Origin of the sequence: Mesobacillus jeotgali (assembly GCF_900166585.1) — a bacterium.
GTDB lineage: Bacteria > Bacillota > Bacilli > Bacillales > Cytobacillaceae > Mesobacillus > Mesobacillus jeotgali_A.
The window spans coordinates 1,665,387-1,683,940 of record NZ_FVZC01000009.1 but is presented as its reverse complement, the minus strand read 5'-3'; the positions used below and the strand labels follow the sequence as shown (position 1 = coordinate 1,683,940).

Sequence of the window (18,554 nt, the reverse complement as noted above, 5' to 3'; positions counted from 1 at the left end):
TTTAACTAAAAATGATTCTTTGTGTTTATTTAACTATCTTCATTAATAGGGAAGAGGATAAGCGAATGATGAAAAAGACCTAATTTTCCGCATAATATCAAGTTTTTCCTGTCGAATTCATTATATTGCTAAAACTAGATTAATGAATATAATGAAAATTAAGATAAATTAGGAGGGGTACTATGTCGACAAGAAAAAAGCTTTATGCAGGGACACTCGCAGTTCTATTAGGCGCTGCTACCATTTTCAATGCAGGTGTCGGAAAGGGAGAAGCAGAAGCGAATAGCGAAAATACATACCTTGTCATTTTTAAAGAACAACAGGGACTGCCAGCTGGTTATGCTGATGCAATTAAAAAAGCTGGCGGCCAGGTGGAAGATAAATTGGACAAGCTCGGAGCGGTAGAGGTCACATCGACAAATGCCAACTTTCTGAACGAGGTGAAAAAATCCACACTTGTTTTAGAGGCGGGTGTCGAAAGTACGGTATATCCCGAACAGACCATTGAAGGAGAAACTGTATCTGCTGAAGACAGTACTGAGGGCGCTGATATATACAATAAATACATGTGGGATATTAAGCAGGTGACAAATAATGGTGAGTCCTGGAACCTTCCAGGTGGAAGTGGATTATCTGTTGACGGAAAAGATATTGTCGTTGGTGTTATCGACACCGGAATTGATTACAACCATCCGGATCTTAAGGATAATTATGCTGGAGGAAAGTCCTTCGTTCCAGGCTATGACGATCCAATCGACCAGAATAGCCATGGCACGCATGTAGCCGGTTCTATTGCTGCAAAAGGAAGAGCTCTTGGTGTAGGTCCGGATCTTAAAGTGGCATCTTACCGAGTATTCGGTCCGACTGGAGGAGCTGCAACCTCCCATATCGCAGAGGCGCTTATGACAGCGGCAGATGACAATGTTGATGTTGTAAACATGTCCCTTGGAGGGTACGACTGGTTCCAGGATCCTGCGTATGCGACGAAGGATATCGTTGCCGATGTGCAATTGTTCAATCGTGCAATCCAGTACGCAATCCAAAAGGGAGTAACTGTTGTAGGATCAGCAGGGAATAATGCTCTTGACATTAGCAGTCCTGGAAAAATCTCTGGAGATGATAAGGGTGCTACCCACAGAAGTCCAAGCAGCCAGACAATGATTAGAGTATCTGCAGGCGGCGCTTTGAAAAACCTTGCTTTCTATTCTAACTATGGTGTAGGTAAAATTGACGTAATGGCACCAGGAGGCGACCTTGGACCGAACTACGATCCTTCGACCGGTGCTGGCAGAGATAATAACTACCTGGCTTGGAGCACTGTACCAGTATTTGATGCCAATAAAAATGTAATTGGCCACGGTTACGGCGGTAAAGCCGGTACTTCAATGGCTGCGCCAAAAACTGCTGCTCTTGCAGGTGTGGTCATTGCCAAGCATGGCAAGGACAAACTCTCTCCTTCACAAGTCAAAGCAATCATTCAAAATTCTGCTGAAGATGTTTTCAAGACAGGTTACGATGAAAATGCTGGACATGGTTTAATTAACGCTGTAAACGCTCTTAAATTAAAATAAGATTATTAGATCAGACAGGGATTCCCTGTCTGATCTTTTTCTACTAAAATTTTTAACGTTGCCTGCTCACTACTTTAATTACAATATAGTTGGCAGTACAAAAAAACTAGCATGATTGGTCTCCTTGATTAATAGACATAGAATGACGAAATAGATTTTCTTCAAGGAGATAAGAGATATGAATATACAGGAGTTTTATCTGCAAAAAGCAAATACTAATCTAAATGGCTCTATTATATCAGCGGTAATTCTGCTTGTGATTTTATCCTTTAGTCTAGCGTTTTCATGGAATTTACCACTTTTCCTTGTAACTGTTCCTTTCTTGCTAGTCAGCCTTGTTCATTACAATGGATTTGTCCTATATAAAAATAAGATGGAAGAAAGTGCAGTCCCGGTTCCTCTCTATGAAGATAAAGAGCTGTTTGAGCTTAACAGCCTTCTTCTCACTTTTGCTCCTGCACCAGCTTTAAGAGTGCTCTTTTTTACTCCTGACGGAATGTTTGCCGGAGAAATGAGAGAAACAAGAATTAGGAGATACCGCTGGTTTATCCCCTATTTTGCGGATAAAAGAATCAGGAAGAGGCTGGGAATCTATGATTCAGAAGGGATTATGCAGGCGAGTCTGATCCAAGAGCGGAACAGACTTAAAATGTTTGACCAGAAAGGTAATGTCATTGGTTTATTTTATCCGAGTAAGAGGAAGGCGGGGAGTATTGGTATTGGCTTTATTGGTAATGGGAAAAAACTGAGAATTGATGAATCTACTGGGCTGTTTCATGAACTTAAGTTAATCAGGGATGAAGGGGAACTCTCGGCAAGACTTCAAAAAGGCTGGATGCCCCTGGAGTGGACTCATTATTTTAAAGATGCGAATATACCTGTTCTGACCTTTGACTATTCTTTGAATCAACAAGAGAGGCTCGTAGTCTTTGCAGCACTCGCAAGCCGCTATATGTACTACGATCATTAACATGAAAAATGTTCCAATTCCTAAGATGTTGTTTATCCCATTGATATCAGGATAACAGATAAGTAGAGAGCTTAAGGAGGTTGGAACATGGTTAACCAACAATATCAGGATTGTATCCAGGCATGTATTGAATGTATTGAAGCTTGTAATGTATGTTTTGATTCCTGCTTGAAGGAAGAAAATGTGAAAATGATGGCCGAGTGCATCAGGATGGATAGAGAATGTGCTGAGATCTGCGGCATGGCAGTAACCGCGATGCAAACCAACAGCCACTTTGTAAACCAGATTTGCGGGCTGTGCGCAGACATATGCGAAGCTTGCGGCAATGAATGCAAAAAGCACAATCATGACCATTGCCAAAAATGTGCAGAAGCTTGCTTTAAATGTGCAGAAGCATGCAGAAAAATGGCGTAATAATCATCACGAAGGATCAGCAGACTATTGCTGGTCCTTTTTTTTTGAAGAAGGAATGGGTGTAAAAGGAGGATGTCTGCATTGCCCGAAAAAGGCCTAGGAGAGGGGAAAACGAAAAAAGCAGAGCGCCTGCATAGTCCGAGAGTACTGGGAACAGAGATGAAAGGTGAAAGCATGAGAATATTTTATTTCATATCAGCTTCAATATTGAACAATTCGACGAATTATGGCATCTTGTAATATAACGAACGATTTTGGGGGGCGTATGTATGTTAATTGATTTAATCAAATGCCATGGATCAAATAATGATTTTTTACTTATAGACGAAACGGAACGTAATTATAAATTTGACGATTTTAAAAGGCGAGATCTGGCGCTGGCGCTTTGTGACCGGGAAAAATCCTTGGGTGCAGATGGAATACTGTTCATCCGCCCAAGTAAGGTAGCGGATGCTCAATATCGAATCTTTAACTCCGACGGCACGGAAGCATCAATGTGCGGGAACGGTCTTCGCTGTGCAGGCCGTTATGTCTGTGAGAAACTCGGCGTGGAAGAAGCCGTCATAGAAACGCTGAAGGCTAACTTAAAGGTCAAAAAGCATGAAGAGATTTTCAGTGATATTCCGACTTATCAGGTGGAAATATCACCGGTAACATTTGACTTGAAGGATTTGCCATTAAACCTTGAACAAGATACCCTTCTTCAGGAGAAAATCCCAGCATTATCTGAAGAATTGATTTTTACCGCGCTGGCTGTACCTAATCCGCACTTAACGACAGTAGTCAGTAAAGAGCAGCTTGAATCCGAGTTGCAGACTGAACTGAGCGAAAAGGTGAACCAGCCTAACGATCTGTTTCCTGATGGCGTAAATGTAAGCTTTATCAGACTGCTGGAAAAGGGAAGTATTTTTGTCAGAACATATGAGCGGGGTGTAGGATATACTAACGCTTGTGGTACAGCAATGTCGGCCTCTGCTCTTGTTACATGCCTGATGAATGAAAATGAAATGGATCAGCCGATTAATGTATACAACAACGGTGGAATGGTCCAGTGTGCTGTCCACAAAGAAGAAGGTACTTACAAAATTGATCTCATTGGTAACGCAACATTCGTTTACTCCGCCCAGATTGAAGTTGATTTCACTGTAAAGGGAATGATGGCTGAGATCCTCGAACAGGAAGATTTTAATGAAAATATTCAGTATGAAAAGCTCCAGGACCATGCAAAAGAATATCTATCCAAATTTTAATAGTAGGCATACAAAAAAATCCTGAAGGTTGAATTCAGGATTTTTTCTTTTTTAATATTTCTAAAACCGGTTCAAAGACCTGCTCTTCTTTTGCAGAAAAGTAAGACCGGAAAGGGCATCCTAACTTTTTCACACGTTCGATTGTGGACCCAAGGTGAAAATCCTTAATGTTCAAATCTTCATTTACTTCATCCCAGAAGAGCGGGGTTGCCACTCCAGCGTGGGATTTTCCTCGTGCAGAATAGGGACTGACAATGGTTTTGCCCTCAGCATGCTGAATGTAATCAACATACAATCTATTGCCCCTGTTTTTCTTCATCCTTTCTATTGTGAAAGACTCAGGATCCTTTGAAACAAGATAGTTTGCGACAAAGGCCGTGAACAACCGGGTATCTGCATAGCTGAATCTGTTTGAAGGCAGCGGGATATAGACTTGGAGTCCTTTGTTGCCGGATGTTTTAATGAAACTGACCAACTTCAGTTCATCGAGTACTTCCTTAATGTAAATCGCAGCTTTAATTGCCAGATGAAAGTATTCTCTGGATGGAGGGTCTAGGTCAAAGACAATTTCATCCGGGCCTTTGCTGCCTATCGTCTCAAAAGGTATATGGAATTCAATGGCTATTTGATTACCCAGCCATAACAGTGTTTTCATATTGTTGCAGACTATGTATTCAATGCCTTCCGACTTAGAAGTATCAACGAATGCCGGTGCATAGTCTGGAACATTTTTCTGGTAAAAAGCTTCGCCAAACATACCATGCGGATACCGAATGACGGTCAGCAGCCTGTCCTTAAGAAAAGGGAGCATATAGGGCGAGATTTCTCTCAAATAGTGAATATAATCAATCTTCTGGATTTGCGGGTCTTCCCAAAGCGGCTTATCAGGATGCGTAATTTCAATATCCAGAGGAAGGTTCTTTTGCTGGAAGACGAATTTTTCAAACGTACAGGCTGTTGGTGTTAAATCGAATCGGAATTGATGGAAATGAGGCTCTCGAAGCTGATCCTCATAAATTTCAAGGTATTTTACATCCAAGCAAATCGCAGGTGCAACATAAATGAATTGGTGATCTTCACTGCTTTTATTCTGCTTGAGGATCTCATGAAGGGCGCTTTTTTCTTCGGGTTTAAATCCAAAGATAACAAGTCCGATTTGATGTATCTTTGACCCTTTAAACACAGAGATGTAAAAATAACCATTCGATTTTTCATAAGCAGTAACAAAACAGGAAACGTATTTCCAGTTTTTTGTTTTTATCCATGTTTCTGTACGTTTTCCCTCTTCCCATATACTGTTTTTTTGTTTTGCAATAATCCCCTCACCATCATAAATGACGACCTTTTCCCATAGGCTGTCCAAGTCCGTTTCGCTAGGCACAAGCTGTAAAAGGTTCATGTTTTGATGATCTGGAGATTCAGGCAACCCAAGCTCAGTGAACAAGGATCTGAGTTTTTCCCGCCTGTCATCATAACTTTCACCTTTCAAACTTTTTCCCTTCAACTCGAGAAGGTCAAAAACCATAAGCCTGCAAGGATTTCTTGCAGATTCTGATTTAATTCTTTCTTGAGATCTCATTCTTCCCCTAATCTGTATGGCACCGAAGTTTGCTTTAAAGGGATTCTCAAGATAAACCAGCTCTGCATCAAATGTAAGCGGTAAATGGGGCAGGAATTTTTCTTTATTTGCCATCAGGAATTCAGTGAGCTCCGGGAACAATGGCAGAAGCGGTTTTCCATTCCTGCTTGTCAGTTCAATTTTAGTTTCCCATGTCAAAAGCGCACGAAAGCCATCAAATTTAATCTCATAACGCCAGTCATTCCCTTGTGGCGTTTCGAATGCCAGTGTAGGGAGCATCGGTTTCAGCATAATTCCCTTCCTTTCACCAGTCGTATTTATATTGTTCCTGTTTCACAGCAAACTAGTACGCTGGCAAAAGTTTTAACGCATGATAAATCGATTCTTAAGCAAATTAGTAATAAAACGATAAGGTGGAGAACGCCATGCATACAATTTGGAAGGGGAGCATCAGCTTTGGGCTCGTCAACATACCCATTAAGCTTCATGCTGCTACTGAAGATAAAGACATAAAGCTGAGAACTCTTCATAAAGAATGCCACTCACCGATTAAATATGAAAAAACATGTCCGGTTTGCGATGTGGAAGTGAAGAATGAAGATATCGTTAAAGCATATGAGTACACTAAAGGGAAGTTCGTCATTTTGGAAGATGAAGATCTTGAAGCATTACGGAAAGAAAATGAAGACAAAGCCGTCGAAATTATTGATTTTGTCAAGATGTCCGAAATCGATCCCATTTACTATCAGCGGAGTTATTTCATTTCGCCAAATGAGAGCGGTGGCAAAGCCTATTCATTATTAAGAAAAGCACTGGAGGAGTCACAGAAGGTGGGCATCGCTAAAATCATGATCCGTGCGAAGGAACAATTAGCGGTAGTGCGGGTGTATGATAACACGCTTGTCATGGAAACCATCCATTTTCCTGATGAAGTTCGGAAAACAGTTGATGTTCCTAATGTTCCTTCTGAAGACAAGGTGACGGAAAAAGAACTGGAAACAGCCATCATGCTTATTGACCAGCTGACTACAGAATTTGAACCTGAAAAATATAAAGACGATTACCGTACAGCACTGCTGGAGCTGATCGAAGCGAAGCGCACAGGCAAAGAACTGGTGACACCAACAGAGAAAGAGCCTGTATCTAACGTAACCGATCTTATGGCAGCGTTGCAGGCCTCTATCGACAGGACTAAGCCGGAAAAAAAGAAAGAACCTGCAGCTGCCAAGAAAAAGAAAACAGCAGCAAAACCCAAGGCAAAGGAAAAGAAACAAGCCTAAACAGGATAAACATTTCAAATGCAAAAGCCGGTCCATCTCTGTTGGGCCGGCTTTTGCATAAAAAAAAGAGCTGCTTTTTTTGTACATATTCCAAACATGAGTAACAAAATACAATAAGATCTTTAATAAAGGATAATTCCCTGTAAAAGAAGAATAAAAATAAAAGAGAAAAGGGGGTATTCTGGTTGAGAAAAATACTTGTTTTGGGGGGAACCCAGTATTTTGGCAAAAAACTAGTCGAAAAGCTTATAGCTAATGGCGATGATGTAACAATCGCCACCAGAGGCACGAAAACAGATCCATTTGGTGAAAAAGTAAAGCGGCTGGTGATCGATCGGGAACAGAAAGAGACGCTGGCAAAAGCTTTTGATGGGAAAGAGTGGGACCTTGTTTATGACCAATCTTGTTTTTCGCCAATAGAAGCAAAGGATACATCAGAAGTATTGAATGAGAGAGTGGGTCGTTATATTTTTACTTCTACCCAGGCTGTCTATGAGTTCGGGACACTACATAAAGAAGAGAATTTTAATGCATTTACTTTCCCAATTGAATATAAAGGCCGCAGGGAATACCCTGGATATGAAGGCTATAAAGAGGCAAAGCGGGCATCAGAAGCAGTTTTCCATCAGCTGGGCAAGTTCGAAGTCGTTTCATCCCGCTTTCCGATTGTTGTCTCAGAAGATGATTATACAGGACGACTGAAGTTCCATGTTGATAAAATAATTTCAGGTCAAACAATAGGAATTCCAGCGCCGGACATGCGCTATAGCTTTATCGATGCTGAGGAAGCAGCTGATTTTCTCCTGAAAATCGGGCAAACTGATTATTCCGGTCCAATTAACCCGGGTTCTTCAGGGGACATTAGCTTGCGGGAATTGATTGAAAAAATCGAACTGCTGGCAGGAAAAACAGCAATTATAGAGGAAACAGGTCATTCTGATAATATGTCACCGTATGCTTTGCCTGGGTCATGGTCAATTGATACCTCGCTTGCAGTGGGATTGGGTTATAAATTTGTGGATCTCCATAAACTGCTTGATGCATTAATTAACCACTACATAACCGCTCATGGTAAAATTACCGAATGAACACCTGACCATCCGTATAAAGGAGATTAACATGGCAGTTAAAATCACCCCTGCTGGAGAGCAAATGATTCTGCAGCAAATCGCCAGTCTGAAACTTGAATTGAAGCAGGTCCGTATGGAAAAGAATCTAGCTTACAATGCTTGCGGGGATGATAAGCTGGCAAATCCCAACTTCCACAAGTTAGAGCAAGATGAACGGATACTAGAGAATCGCCTGAAAGAAATCGAACAAACGTTCAAGACCGCCGAATTTATAAAGTTCAACGAGCGGAACACAACAGAAGTTGCTATTGGTTCGATTATAAAAAGTATGTTTGAGTATCCGGATTTTTCGGAAGAGGAAATTTATGAAATAGTGGGTTTTGGAGAATCGAATATTGAAGAAAACAAGATCTTCTATGAAACTCCGGTAGCCAAAAAACTGCTAGGTTTGAAAGTGGGAGAGGAAACGATTCTCACGGTTCCCTCAGGTGAAATCAAGTGCAAGATATTAGGACTTTATCGATCGTGGGAGGACGCCAGACAATAATTTTATAAAAATTTTGATTCCCGGAGCATTGAATTCCGGGAATTTTAATATTAGAAGCAAAATTACTCTACTTTAATTGTAATCTGCATCGAAGCATTGTAGCCATAGCCTTTCCTATTCCATACAGGTTCTGCTGGCTGGATGTTACCTTCACTATCTGTTGCTCTGATAGTTATGTGATATTCTTGACCGGTTTCGAATTCTTTAGGATACGTCCAGGATACAGTATGGTGCTTTGCGGGTGCATTTTCATATTTGACTGAATCCCAGGTTTGACCATTGTCAAAGCTGATTTCTACCTTGGATATGCGGCCAGAACCTGTCCAGGCTATCCCTTTAATCCAGTGGGTTCCGCTTTTAAGGATTTGCTTATCCAAAGGCTGCTGGATAGTTGAATTCACATGGTTTTCAGTAACTGGTTCTGAAGTGCCGTCCTTATAATGATATACATAATCCTCGGTCTGGAAAGGTCCCGAGAAATTGTTCTCAATCAAAATGATTTCGGTAAGCCATTTTACTGAAGCCATCCCATACCAGCCAGGTACAATAACCCTGAAAGGGAAGCCGTGTTTATGGGAGAGGGGTTTCCCATTATATTCATATGCAATCATTACGTCGGTTTGAACAGCTTTGTTAATTGGCAAGCTTCTTTCAAAATTTCTGTTTTCATTATTTTTTATACCATGATCTCTGCCTCTAAAAACGACTTCCTTGACACCTGAACCTATACCGGTGTACTTTAACAGGTGTTTAAGAGGCACCCCTTTCCAAACTCCCTCACTTAATGCTCCGTTTTCCCATTGTTCTCCGAATACTTTCTCCTTAAAAAATGCCCTTTTGTTACCGGAGCATTCAATCAGGACCTTTTGAGACTTGGCAGGCAGCTTGAGAAAATCTGTGTAAGGAATGGTAAAAGGGTTATTTACTGAGCCTGAAATTTTTAACGAGAATGCATCAGGTGTTAAAATCGGATAAGGAAAGTGATTCCTGCGGAAAAAAAGCGTGTTGGGAATCGTTAATAAGAAGGGTATAAAATGCATAGGTGATTCTTGATTCTCTGGATCAAGACTTCTAGTGATCAGGCGTGGACGTGCCTTATTGTCATGGAAGTACATATTATTTCCTCCCCGCATTGTTATGTATGGTTATATGATAGAAACTCTGTGTAGAGTTTATTGAAGGTGATTCACAGACTGCTGTCTAATTATATAGAAAGGACAGATATAATATGAGTCGCAATTGACACAGGGGGCTGACAGATGGAAAAGAAAAATAAATGGAAACTTATGGTTTTACCTGCCAGTCTATTTTTGCTGGCTTTCGGTTTGTATGCTGGATATACGATGTGGGAGAACGGTAGCCTATTCAATGGAAGAAGCGGAAGCAATCCAGACAATCAGGGTAAAAGCCAGACGGTTGCAGTATTTCAGGAGAACTCTGGAAACAAAAACTACTCTTCTGTCGGCAGCTTTATTGCTGACTTTCATAAGAAATACAATGATACATTAGGGTGGGGAAGGATTGACACAGTGAAGTGGGAAGAACAGAGGAGGCTTGCGTCGGAGGTTATTAAGGTGCTAGCAACGGTAAAAACCGAAAATTCTTCTCTCCAGGCAGATTTCGATTCCATTGCCAATTATTCTCGAACGATTAAGGATGGTAAAAAAGATAAGAAAGTTTTGCTTCAGCTCCATCGCTATTTTCATGACCTTGATGTCGAGGTCAATGAGTATAACGAAACGAAAGATTATTTTAATGTAACTAAGTATAAAGGTTAATGAATTTTACACAGGGTAACATAACAGTGAACAGTAGATGGAAGGGGCTGATCCCATGAAAGTGGTGGTCATATCTGACACGCATATGCCGAAAAAAGCAAAGCGGCTGCCATCGAGACTGTTGGGTGACCTGGGAGATTGTGACCTCATTATCCATGCAGGAGACTGGCAGACTATAGAACTTTTCCATGAACTTAAACAGTATGCACCAGTTATAGGAGTGACCGGCAATGCAGATGGTCCGGAACTTAAAAGCCTGCTCAATTCCAAAGAAGTATTAAGGGCAGGTAACTTTCAAATAGGGATTGTCCATGGTCATGGTACCGGGAAGACGACTGAAAGAAGGGCAATGGCAGCATTTGCAGACGACGATGTAGACTGCATCATTTATGGTCATTCCCATATTCCTGTTTTAAAGGAAATCGATGGTGCGATCATCTTCAATCCTGGGTCTCCAACTGATAAAAGAAGACAAAAGGAATTTTCCTATGGTATCCTGACAATCGGGGAAAAAATAAAAGCAGAGCATATCTTTTTTGAAGACAAGCAATAAAAACAACCTGAAGAATGGAGTGCTATTCTCTTGAAAACTTTTGATGTAAAATTTCATGCCGAAGACCGGGTCGAAACAATGAATGTCCAAAAATTGAGCAGTGAGGATTATGAACTAGCTACTGAAGGGGGTACGAGACACTTATTTGATTTGGATACAAATATCGGGTTCTTTGTATTTTTTGATGCAGAAGATAAGGATGGCAAGGAGAACTATCTTATGCTCCAATATGAAGATGACAGTGAGCAACCTTCTAACTGCTACGGCTTCAGTCTCAAAGACTTCTATGAATTTGCAGCGCTATATCTGAATGACCTGGAATTCACCGAGGAACTGAACGAAGAAAAGGGAGAACTAGGTCCTGTTCAGCACCTTGCCCATCTTCTTTATCATATCGTCGAAGAAGGCAAGTCAGTAGAGGTTTAATCCTAAACAAAAAGGAGAGCAGGTATCTGCTCTCCTTTTTGTCTATTCTGACTCAGTTTCTTGAAGAGACTGTAAGTTTTGTTCGCAGTACGCCTGAACCTGCTCCGCTTCATCTTCCTCAAGCTCAAAATCGAGAACCTTTTCGGTTGCCTGTTCAATGAAGTAGCTTTGGAGGATTCGCGTTTGATCGCCTTCCACTAAAAACAATACTTTTAAAAGCAGGCCTTTATCTGTATAAAGCTCGTCGTCTTCATCAACCTCGATATTTAAAAAATACTCATATCTGTCTCCTGAAAGAAGTCCGAATGGATCTTCGAGGAGTTCGACCGTATGTCCGATAATGTTCATGTATGTCTCATCCTTTTGGTTTTGTCTTTTCTATTATATATCGAAATATCCTAAAACAATCAAGGGATAAACTGAAAAGAAAGCTCAACTAAACAATTTGGACAAGATCAGAGAAAGAGCTTCAAAGCCTGGTAGCCAAAAAATAAGGCAAATCCGATTAGTGAAACTCCTGAAATGAGAGAAATAAAGGTCAATAACCTGGTGGTAAGAAGCATGCGGAAACTGCTTGATATAGCGGCCATCACAACATCCCAGAGAATGAGCCCAAGAATAATCCCAAAGCTGTAGAGAACTAGTTCCCCTGTTCCATAGGACGAGGCGGTCTTGGCCAGTACAGAGCCGTAAATTCCCAACCAGAATAAAATAGTAAGCGGATTTGAAATTGACATCATGAAACCGGACAAAAAGGACTTTAAACCGGATTCTCCTTCTCTATGGTCCATCCTGATTTTCCCGGCACTTATGATTGTTTCAATGCCAGTGTACATCAATACAAAGAATCCAAAAAGCCAGAGAAAGGATTGCATGAAAGGAGTTTCAAGAAATCTAACAACTCCTAGATAGACTGCAAGCATATAAATAATATCTGCTGTCAACGCACCTAGGCCAAGAAGCCATGCCTGTATAAAGCCGCTCTTGATACCTTTATCCATCTGAGCCGCATTGACAGGGCCGATTGGAGCAGCAAGTGATAGCCCAAGGAATATGTAACCCAGGAAAACATTCAATTTAAAGAACCCCCCCAATAGTCAAAGCGTGATTTGCTTGTACTATTTTTATTCAGGCAGGTAAAGCTGTACAACCTTTTTTATAAAAAAACTGTATAAATAAAAAAGCGGGGAAATGAATATACTAATTATTGTTGTTCTTGACCTACAGATGTGTCACTTTTGGTAAAAATAAGAAAGTGTGATAAAATGAAATAGATATCAACTTTCGGACCATTCATTTATTATAAAAAGTTTCAATTGCCGGCTTTTTATAATAAATGAATTTTTTTATCAATCGAACGATGATAAGGTTTTTTTGATTTTGAGTAATCAGGTGCTTGCACGTTCCTGGATATTTCTGATCCGGGTAAAATATAAGCATATAAAACTTAAAATGAAAAAACCGTAATTAAACACATAGGAGCGTGAGGAAAATGGCATTTGGAAGAAAACCACCTGAAGAAATCGTAACTGCTGAAACGAAAATATGGGTATGTACTTCTAATGATTGCAATTGCTGGGTTCGTGACAACTTTAAAAGCAGCATTGTCCCCGCTTGCCCGATTTGCAAAAGTGATATGGAGGAGACGACAAAGGTGCTTGAAGTCGTCAACAATCATAGTCAAAATCTAATCGGATAACTAATGGTGTGCAGGCAGTCTGGATGAATATCCAGGCTGTTTTTTTATTAGGCTGTTTACGTAAAGATTGTTGTTAAAATCCTAAATCCGATTTTACGTGATAAAAGCCATTTTGTAGGTCGGTACTAAGTTGGCAAGCTCTTTTCTCTTATTAAGCTTTAGTTTTGTGAAGAAACATATGTAATTCCATCCTATTTTGTTGTCAATAGCAACAAAGTTTGAGAAGAGAGCCTTTTATTAAGATGGATATTTTCCAACGCTCCACTAGCGGCGTAGTCGATAAACCCTCCCAACCCAGACAGGTCTCAAGGGAGAGATGACAAAGCTATTAAGACAGGTTTGAGGATGAGAGGCTAGAGCTGTCACGAATCCTTTGTTATAAAGACAGGTTAGAGGGATGAGAGACTAGAGCTGTCAAGAATCCATCGTTATTGTGATAGGTTAGAGGGATGAGAGGCGAGAGCAATCAAGAATCCATCGTTATTGTGACAGGTTAGAGGGATGAGAGGCGAGAGCTGTCAAGAATCCTTCGGTATTGTGACAGGTTTGAAGGAGAAAAAGTCAAAGCTGTCAAAAATCCTTCGGTATTATGACAGGTATCAAGGAGAAACAGCCAAAGCTGTCAAGAACTCTTCTTAATTTCGACTGGCTCGAAGGGGAGGAGCGAATCTGTCAAAAAACCTCAATTTAAGAACAACCGGAAAAGGCGTTTAAAGACACAAAAAAAGTGCCCTTATATATAGGCACCTTTTCTGTATGCGGATGAGAGGACTTGAACCTCCACGGTGTTGCCACCACTAGAACCTGAATCTAGCGCGTCTGCCGATTCCGCCACACCCGCGAGTTCGTTTATAAAAAAATTATAGCATAAAAATGAAGGATTTCAATTTAAATTTTTTTGGTAATCTGGTACAAGTTGTATTATTTTTATCCCTCTTCACATAAAATTTTAAAAATTTCTGTGTGTTGGAGGACGACAAATTGAGTACCAGTTTGCTTGCAAGCTACGTTTTTTTGGGTCTAACCCTTGCTGCACCTATTGGACCTGTCAATTCTGCCAGACTGGACAAGGGTATAAAGAATGGTTTCTGGCATGCCTGGATTGTCGGTACGGGATCAATGATAGCCGATGCCATTTTTATGCTGCTTATCTATCTTGGACTTGTTAACTTTTTGGACATGCCAGTCATACAAATATTCCTTTGGCTTTTCGGGGGCTTCGTTCTCATCTATTCTGGCATCGAGTGCATTGTAAAAGCCAGTGATATCGAGCTTGCCTTTAGCCGCGGAAAGGAGTCGTTATTTAAATGCTTCCTCACAGGATTCATCATGTCAATCAGCAGCCCATTATCAATCCTGTTCTGGCTCGGAATTTATGGCTCGGTATTAGCGAAAACTGCCAGTAATTATGGGCGGGCAGATTTGTTGATATACAGCAGCATGATTTTTCTGGGACTGGCTTTGTGGGATATATTTGTAGCCGCGATCACCACAGGATTCAGGCGGTTTTTGAATTATAGCAGCCTTAGGACCATATCAATATTGTCAGGTCTGTCCTTATTAGGCTTCGGCCTGTATTTTGCCTATCAGGGCATCAAAGCATTAATTTAATATAGCTAATCAATAAACCTCCCAAAAAGAGGTTTATTTTTTTGAAAACAATCATTAACATTCATAAATGTTCAAAACGTGCTATTTATTGATTGTTTTTGAAAGAAAATGATTGATATTTGTAATCGATTACATTATTATATACCTATGAAGCATTGAGGAGGAATGGCTCATGTTAACTCCCGAGCGCCACCAGCTCATCTTACAAATGATCAAAGAAAAACCAATCGTAAAAATACAAGAGCTTGTTGATATAACGGATGCTTCCGAATCTACTATCCGCCGCGACCTGACTGTGCTGGAAGAGGGGAAATTCCTGAAAAGGGTACATGGAGGTGCGGCAAGGCTGAAGGGGAAACTTCAGGAACCGAGCATGATTGAAAAATCAGCCAAAAACCTTCATGAAAAAAAACAAATCGCCCAATATTCAGCAAGTTTAGTTGAAGAAGGCGACAGCATCTATCTTGATGCCGGGTCAACAATTAAGGAAATGATACCATTCCTTCCCGCGAAGGATATCGTAGTCGTTACAAATGGATTAATGCATTTGCCTGCTCTGATGGAAAAAAATATAGAAACCTATGTCATCGGAGGATACGCAAAGCCAAAAACAAATGCCGTGATCGGCAGGGGGGCATTGGCTAGTCTAGAACAATACCGTTTTGATAAATGCTTTCTAGGAGTCAATGGCATTCACCCGCATTCTGGCTTCACTACGCCAGACCAGGAAGAAGCAATGATCAAATCGAAAGCAATCTCCTTATCTCGTGAAGCATTTGTACTGGCAGATGACAGTAAATTCTCGGAGATAACATTTGCTAAAATTGCAGACTTGCACGAAGCAACAATTATTACAAACATTCTTGAAGAAGAGACGAAAGGGCTATATACCAGCAAAACTTCAATAAAGGTTGTGACACCATGATCTATACACTCACACTGAATCCATCTGTGGACTATATTGTCGAGTCAGATGAGATTGTCCTTGGAACTTTGAACAGAACATCCAATGAAACGAAGTTGCCCGGTGGAAAAGGCATCAATGTATCGAGAGTACTTCGTTCATTAGGCGTGGAAAGCAAAGCAACCGGGTTTTTGGGCGGCTTTACTGGAAGGTATGTTGATGAGTTCCTCAACAAGGAAGGCATTTATACAAGCTTTGTTAAAGTCCAGCAGGATACTCGAATCAATATAAAACTAAAGGCTGAAAGAGAAACAGAAATTAATGCCAGGGGGCCGGAAATATCCTCTCTTGCTATTGGATTATTGAAGGAACAGATTCAACAGTTAGGAAAAGGGGACTATCTGGTACTGGCTGGCAGCATTCCATCGAGTATGCCTCAATCCATTTATGAGGATATCGTCAAAGTCTGTAAGGAAACAGAGGCAGAAGTTGTCATCGATGCAGAAGGGGACTTGCTTAAAACAGTCCTGGAATATAAGCCTTTCCTGATAAAACCAAACCATCACGAATTAGGGCAGTTTTTCAATAAGGAGATATCAGATGTAAAGGACGCTGTTGTTTATGGCAAAAAACTTGTGGAGGCAGGAGCAAAAAACGTCATTGTATCTCTCGCTGAAAAAGGCGCTGTTTATATTAATGATTCCGGTGCTTTTAATGCCACAGTTCCGCAAGGAGAAGTAAAAAGCTCTGTGGGAGCGGGCGATTCTATGGTTGCAGGGTTTCTGGCACATTATTTAAAAACGGGTGATCGAAAAGAGGCATTCCGTTACAGTGTCGCATCAGGCAGCGCAACAGCATTTTCAATCGGTTTATGTACACCTGAAAAAATAGATACACTTCTTCCGGAAGTGAATATTCACGAATACCAGTGAGGGGGAGAATGATGAGAATCACAGAATTGCTTACTAGGGAAACGATACTTTTATCAATGGATTCTACATCCAAGCTTGGTGCTGTTGATGAGCTTGTGGGTGTTCTGGAGACTGCTGGAAAAATTTCAGATCGAATTGCATTCAGGGAAGCGATTTTAAATCGCGAAAAACAAAGCACGACAGGTGTTGGGGATGGAATCGCTATACCTCACGCAAAAACTAAAGTCGTAAAAGAAGCGGCAATCGTTTTTGGGCGCTCTCTGTCAGGTATTGACTATGAATCCCTTGATGGACAGAAGGCACATTTATTTTTCATGATTGCAGCACCAGAAGGCGCAAATAATACGCATCTGGAAGCGCTGGCGCGGCTATCAACCATTTTTATGAAGGCGGAAGCTCGTGAAAAACTAAAGACTGCAAATACGTCTGATGAGGTCATTGAGATTATAAACAGTTATGACCAGGAAGAAAAAGAAGAGAAGCCATCGGGTGAAAACAAGAAATTCATCGTGGCTGTTACTGCATGCCCTACAGGAATTGCGCACACCTACATGGCAGCTGATTCGCTGAAAGCAAAAGCAGCTGAAATGGGTGTGGACATTAAGGTAGAAACAAATGGGTCAGGAGGAGCAAAAAATGTCTTGACACCGGAAGACATTGAAAGAGCAGAGGGTGTCATTATCGCTGCCGATACAAAGGTTGATATGGTAAGGTTCGCTGGGAAGCCATTGATTGATGTACCGGTTGCTGACGGAATCCGTAAGCCAAAAGATCTGATTGAAAAGGCAGTAAAAAAGGATGCACCGCTTTACAAGGCTTCTGGAAATGTTCCTGCAGAAAAGAAAGAAAGCCGCGGAGGAATTTATAAGCACTTGATGAATGGTGTTTCAAATATGCTTCCATTTGTTGTCGGAGGCGGTATCCTGATCGCCATATCATTCATGTTCGGATATAATGCCTTCAATCCAGAGGATCCTTCATATCACCCAGTTGCAAAGGCACTGATGGACATCGGCGGAGGAGCCGGCGCATTTGGATTGCTGGTACCGATTCTTGCAGGTTTCATTGCCCTGAGCATTGCTGACAGACCTGGATTCGCTCCTGGTATGGTCGGCGGCGTCCTCGCAGCTACAGGAGGCGGTGGATTCCTTGGCGGTTTGGTCGCTGGTTTCCTTGCTGGTTATCTGGTTTTGGGATTGAAAAAATTATTTGCCGGGCTGCCAGCTTCTCTAGAAGGGATTAAAACGATTCTTTTATATCCTTTGTTTGGTATTGCTTTAACAGGATTTATCATGTTATTCCTTGTAAATAAACCGGTTGGTGCCTTAAATCAGGCAATTACAGACTGGTTGTCCGGATTAGGAACAGGAAATGCTGTATTACTCGGAATTGTCCTTGGTCTAATGATGGCATTTGACATGGGCGGTCCAGTGAACAAAGCAGCCTATGTTTTCGGCACGGGCTTGCTGGCTAATGGTGTATTTGAACCAATGGCAGCCATAATGGCCGCTGGGATGGTTCCTCCGCTGGGAATTGCACTGGCAACTACATTCTTCAAGAATAAATTTTCTAAAGAAGATCAGGATGCCGGAAAAGCGAATTATATCATGGGACTTTCCTTTATCACTGAAGGAGCCATTCCATTTGCTGCCGCCGATCCGCTGCGTGTGATTCCATCCGCAATGGCTGGAGCAGCAGTAGCAGGTGGACTATCAATGATGTTTAACATCGGACTTAGAGCTCCACACGGCGGACTGTTCGTGGTACCGCTTGTTGATGGAGGATGGCTGTTATATCTTGCTTCCATTTTGATTGGTTCAGCTGTAACAGCAATCCTGCTTGGATTATTGAAAAAGCCGGTAGCGAAATAATAGGAAGGCCTGCAGATCTGAATCTGCGGGCCTATTTTTTGTGGAAATGAAAACCCCGGGCTATGCCTGGGGTTCCAAAAAGCTTTCAGCGTGGTATTA

At 41.3% G+C, this 18,554-nt stretch carries 20 protein-coding genes and 1 tRNA gene; 16 read left to right on the top strand and 5 right to left on the bottom strand.

All coding sequences use genetic code 11. From position 1 onward, the window contains the following. Window positions 1–182: 182 nt before the first annotated feature. The 5 genes from B5X77_RS18515 to dapF all read left to right on the top strand — a co-directional run bounded on the left by B5X77_RS18515 (window position 183) and on the right by dapF (window position 4,205). Window positions 183–1,571, top strand: coding sequence for a S8 family peptidase (locus B5X77_RS18515; RefSeq protein ID WP_079509406.1), 1,389 nt, complete (start codon window positions 183–185; stop codon window positions 1,569–1,571). Window positions 1,572–1,749: 178 nt separating this feature from the next. Beyond that, complete coding sequence (locus B5X77_RS18510) at window positions 1,750–2,541, top strand: hypothetical protein (RefSeq protein ID WP_079509405.1); 792 nt, start codon at window positions 1,750–1,752, stop codon at window positions 2,539–2,541. Between the two features lie 87 nt (window positions 2,542–2,628). Further along, on the top strand, window positions 2,629–2,955 hold the full coding sequence (locus tag B5X77_RS18505; RefSeq protein ID WP_079509404.1) for a four-helix bundle copper-binding protein: 327 nt from the start codon (window positions 2,629–2,631) through the stop codon (window positions 2,953–2,955). An 81-nt stretch (window positions 2,956–3,036) separates the two neighbouring features. Beyond that, complete coding sequence (locus tag B5X77_RS23480) at window positions 3,037–3,195, top strand: hypothetical protein (protein ID WP_176167372.1); 159 nt, start codon at window positions 3,037–3,039, stop codon at window positions 3,193–3,195. Window positions 3,196–3,224: 29 nt separating this feature from the next. Next, on the top strand, window positions 3,225–4,205 hold the full coding sequence (gene dapF, locus B5X77_RS18500) for a diaminopimelate epimerase (protein WP_079509403.1): 981 nt from the start codon (window positions 3,225–3,227) through the stop codon (window positions 4,203–4,205). Between the two features lie 34 nt (window positions 4,206–4,239). Here dapF and B5X77_RS18495 read toward each other — a convergent pair whose 3' ends face one another. Beyond that, window positions 4,240–6,072 (bottom strand): DNA ligase D, encoded by a 1,833-nt coding sequence (locus B5X77_RS18495; protein WP_079510298.1) that lies wholly within the window; start codon window positions 6,070–6,072, stop codon window positions 4,240–4,242. 137 nt (window positions 6,073–6,209) lie between these two features. Here B5X77_RS18495 and ku point away from each other — a divergent pair, with 137 nt between their 5' ends. The 3 genes from ku to B5X77_RS18480 all read left to right on the top strand — a co-directional run bounded on the left by ku (window position 6,210) and on the right by B5X77_RS18480 (window position 8,681). Beyond that, the gene (gene ku / locus B5X77_RS18490) at window positions 6,210–7,064 is read left to right on the top strand and encodes a non-homologous end joining protein Ku (protein ID WP_079509402.1); all 855 of its coding nucleotides are present in this window, start codon (window positions 6,210–6,212) and stop codon (window positions 7,062–7,064) included. Between the two features lie 185 nt (window positions 7,065–7,249). Next, a complete protein-coding gene (locus B5X77_RS18485; RefSeq protein ID WP_079509401.1) occupies window positions 7,250–8,152 on the top strand; it encodes an NAD-dependent epimerase/dehydratase family protein in 903 nt (300 codons plus the stop codon). Between the two features lie 31 nt (window positions 8,153–8,183). After that, on the top strand, window positions 8,184–8,681 hold the full coding sequence (locus B5X77_RS18480; RefSeq protein ID WP_176167371.1) for a GreA/GreB family elongation factor: 498 nt from the start codon (window positions 8,184–8,186) through the stop codon (window positions 8,679–8,681). A gap of 62 nt (window positions 8,682–8,743) precedes the next feature. On the opposite strand, the gene B5X77_RS18475 is transcribed toward B5X77_RS18480, so the two are convergent. After that, window positions 8,744–9,796, bottom strand: coding sequence for a sulfite oxidase (locus tag B5X77_RS18475; protein ID WP_079509399.1), 1,053 nt, complete (start codon window positions 9,794–9,796; stop codon window positions 8,744–8,746). Window positions 9,797–9,940: 144 nt separating this feature from the next. Here B5X77_RS18475 and B5X77_RS18470 point away from each other — a divergent pair, with 144 nt between their 5' ends. Genes B5X77_RS18470 through B5X77_RS18460 form a run of 3 tightly spaced genes read left to right on the top strand, consistent with a single transcriptional unit; the run spans window position 9,941 to window position 11,438 of the window. Beyond that, window positions 9,941–10,459 carry a hypothetical protein gene (locus tag B5X77_RS18470; RefSeq protein ID WP_079509398.1) on the top strand — a complete coding sequence of 173 codons (519 nt, stop codon included), beginning with the start codon at window positions 9,941–9,943 and terminating at the stop codon, window positions 10,457–10,459. Between the two features lie 55 nt (window positions 10,460–10,514). Beyond that, window positions 10,515–11,012 (top strand): metallophosphoesterase family protein, encoded by a 498-nt coding sequence (locus tag B5X77_RS18465; protein ID WP_079509397.1) that lies wholly within the window; start codon window positions 10,515–10,517, stop codon window positions 11,010–11,012. Window positions 11,013–11,042: 30 nt separating this feature from the next. Then, the gene (locus B5X77_RS18460) at window positions 11,043–11,438 is read left to right on the top strand and encodes a cytosolic protein (protein ID WP_079509396.1); all 396 of its coding nucleotides are present in this window, start codon (window positions 11,043–11,045) and stop codon (window positions 11,436–11,438) included. A 42-nt stretch (window positions 11,439–11,480) separates the two neighbouring features. Here the strand turns inward: B5X77_RS18460 and B5X77_RS18455 are convergent, their stop codons facing one another. Further along, entirely contained in the window at window positions 11,481–11,786 is a 306-nt protein-coding gene (locus tag B5X77_RS18455) for a DUF6509 family protein (protein ID WP_079509395.1), read from the bottom strand. Window positions 11,787–11,893: 107 nt separating this feature from the next. Continuing rightward, window positions 11,894–12,514 carry a LysE family transporter gene (locus tag B5X77_RS18450; RefSeq protein WP_079509394.1) on the bottom strand — a complete coding sequence of 207 codons (621 nt, stop codon included), beginning with the start codon at window positions 12,512–12,514 and terminating at the stop codon, window positions 11,894–11,896. Window positions 12,515–12,930: 416 nt separating this feature from the next. Here B5X77_RS18450 and B5X77_RS18445 point away from each other — a divergent pair, with 416 nt between their 5' ends. Then, on the top strand, window positions 12,931–13,137 hold the full coding sequence (locus B5X77_RS18445) for a cold-shock protein (protein ID WP_079509393.1): 207 nt from the start codon (window positions 12,931–12,933) through the stop codon (window positions 13,135–13,137). 757 nt (window positions 13,138–13,894) lie between these two features. Here the strand turns inward: B5X77_RS18445 and B5X77_RS18440 are convergent. Next, window positions 13,895–13,978 (bottom strand) — tRNA-Leu (locus B5X77_RS18440). A gap of 140 nt (window positions 13,979–14,118) precedes the next feature. Here B5X77_RS18440 and B5X77_RS18435 point away from each other — a divergent pair. From B5X77_RS18435 to B5X77_RS18420, 4 genes are all read left to right on the top strand, one after another. Beyond that, window positions 14,119–14,748, top strand: a complete 630-nt coding sequence (locus tag B5X77_RS18435) for a LysE family transporter (RefSeq protein WP_079509392.1) — start codon at window positions 14,119–14,121, stop codon at window positions 14,746–14,748. Between the two features lie 172 nt (window positions 14,749–14,920). Then, entirely contained in the window at window positions 14,921–15,673 is a 753-nt protein-coding gene (locus B5X77_RS18430) for a DeoR/GlpR family DNA-binding transcription regulator (RefSeq protein ID WP_079509391.1), read from the top strand. After that, window positions 15,670–16,584, top strand: a complete 915-nt coding sequence (gene pfkB, locus B5X77_RS18425) for a 1-phosphofructokinase (protein WP_079509390.1) — start codon at window positions 15,670–15,672, stop codon at window positions 16,582–16,584. Before B5X77_RS18430 ends, pfkB begins: the two co-directional genes overlap by 4 nt. 11 nt (window positions 16,585–16,595) lie before the next feature. Next, window positions 16,596–18,455 (top strand): PTS fructose transporter subunit IIABC, encoded by a 1,860-nt coding sequence (locus B5X77_RS18420; RefSeq protein WP_079509389.1) that lies wholly within the window; start codon window positions 16,596–16,598, stop codon window positions 18,453–18,455. Window positions 18,456–18,554 lie beyond the last annotated feature (99 nt).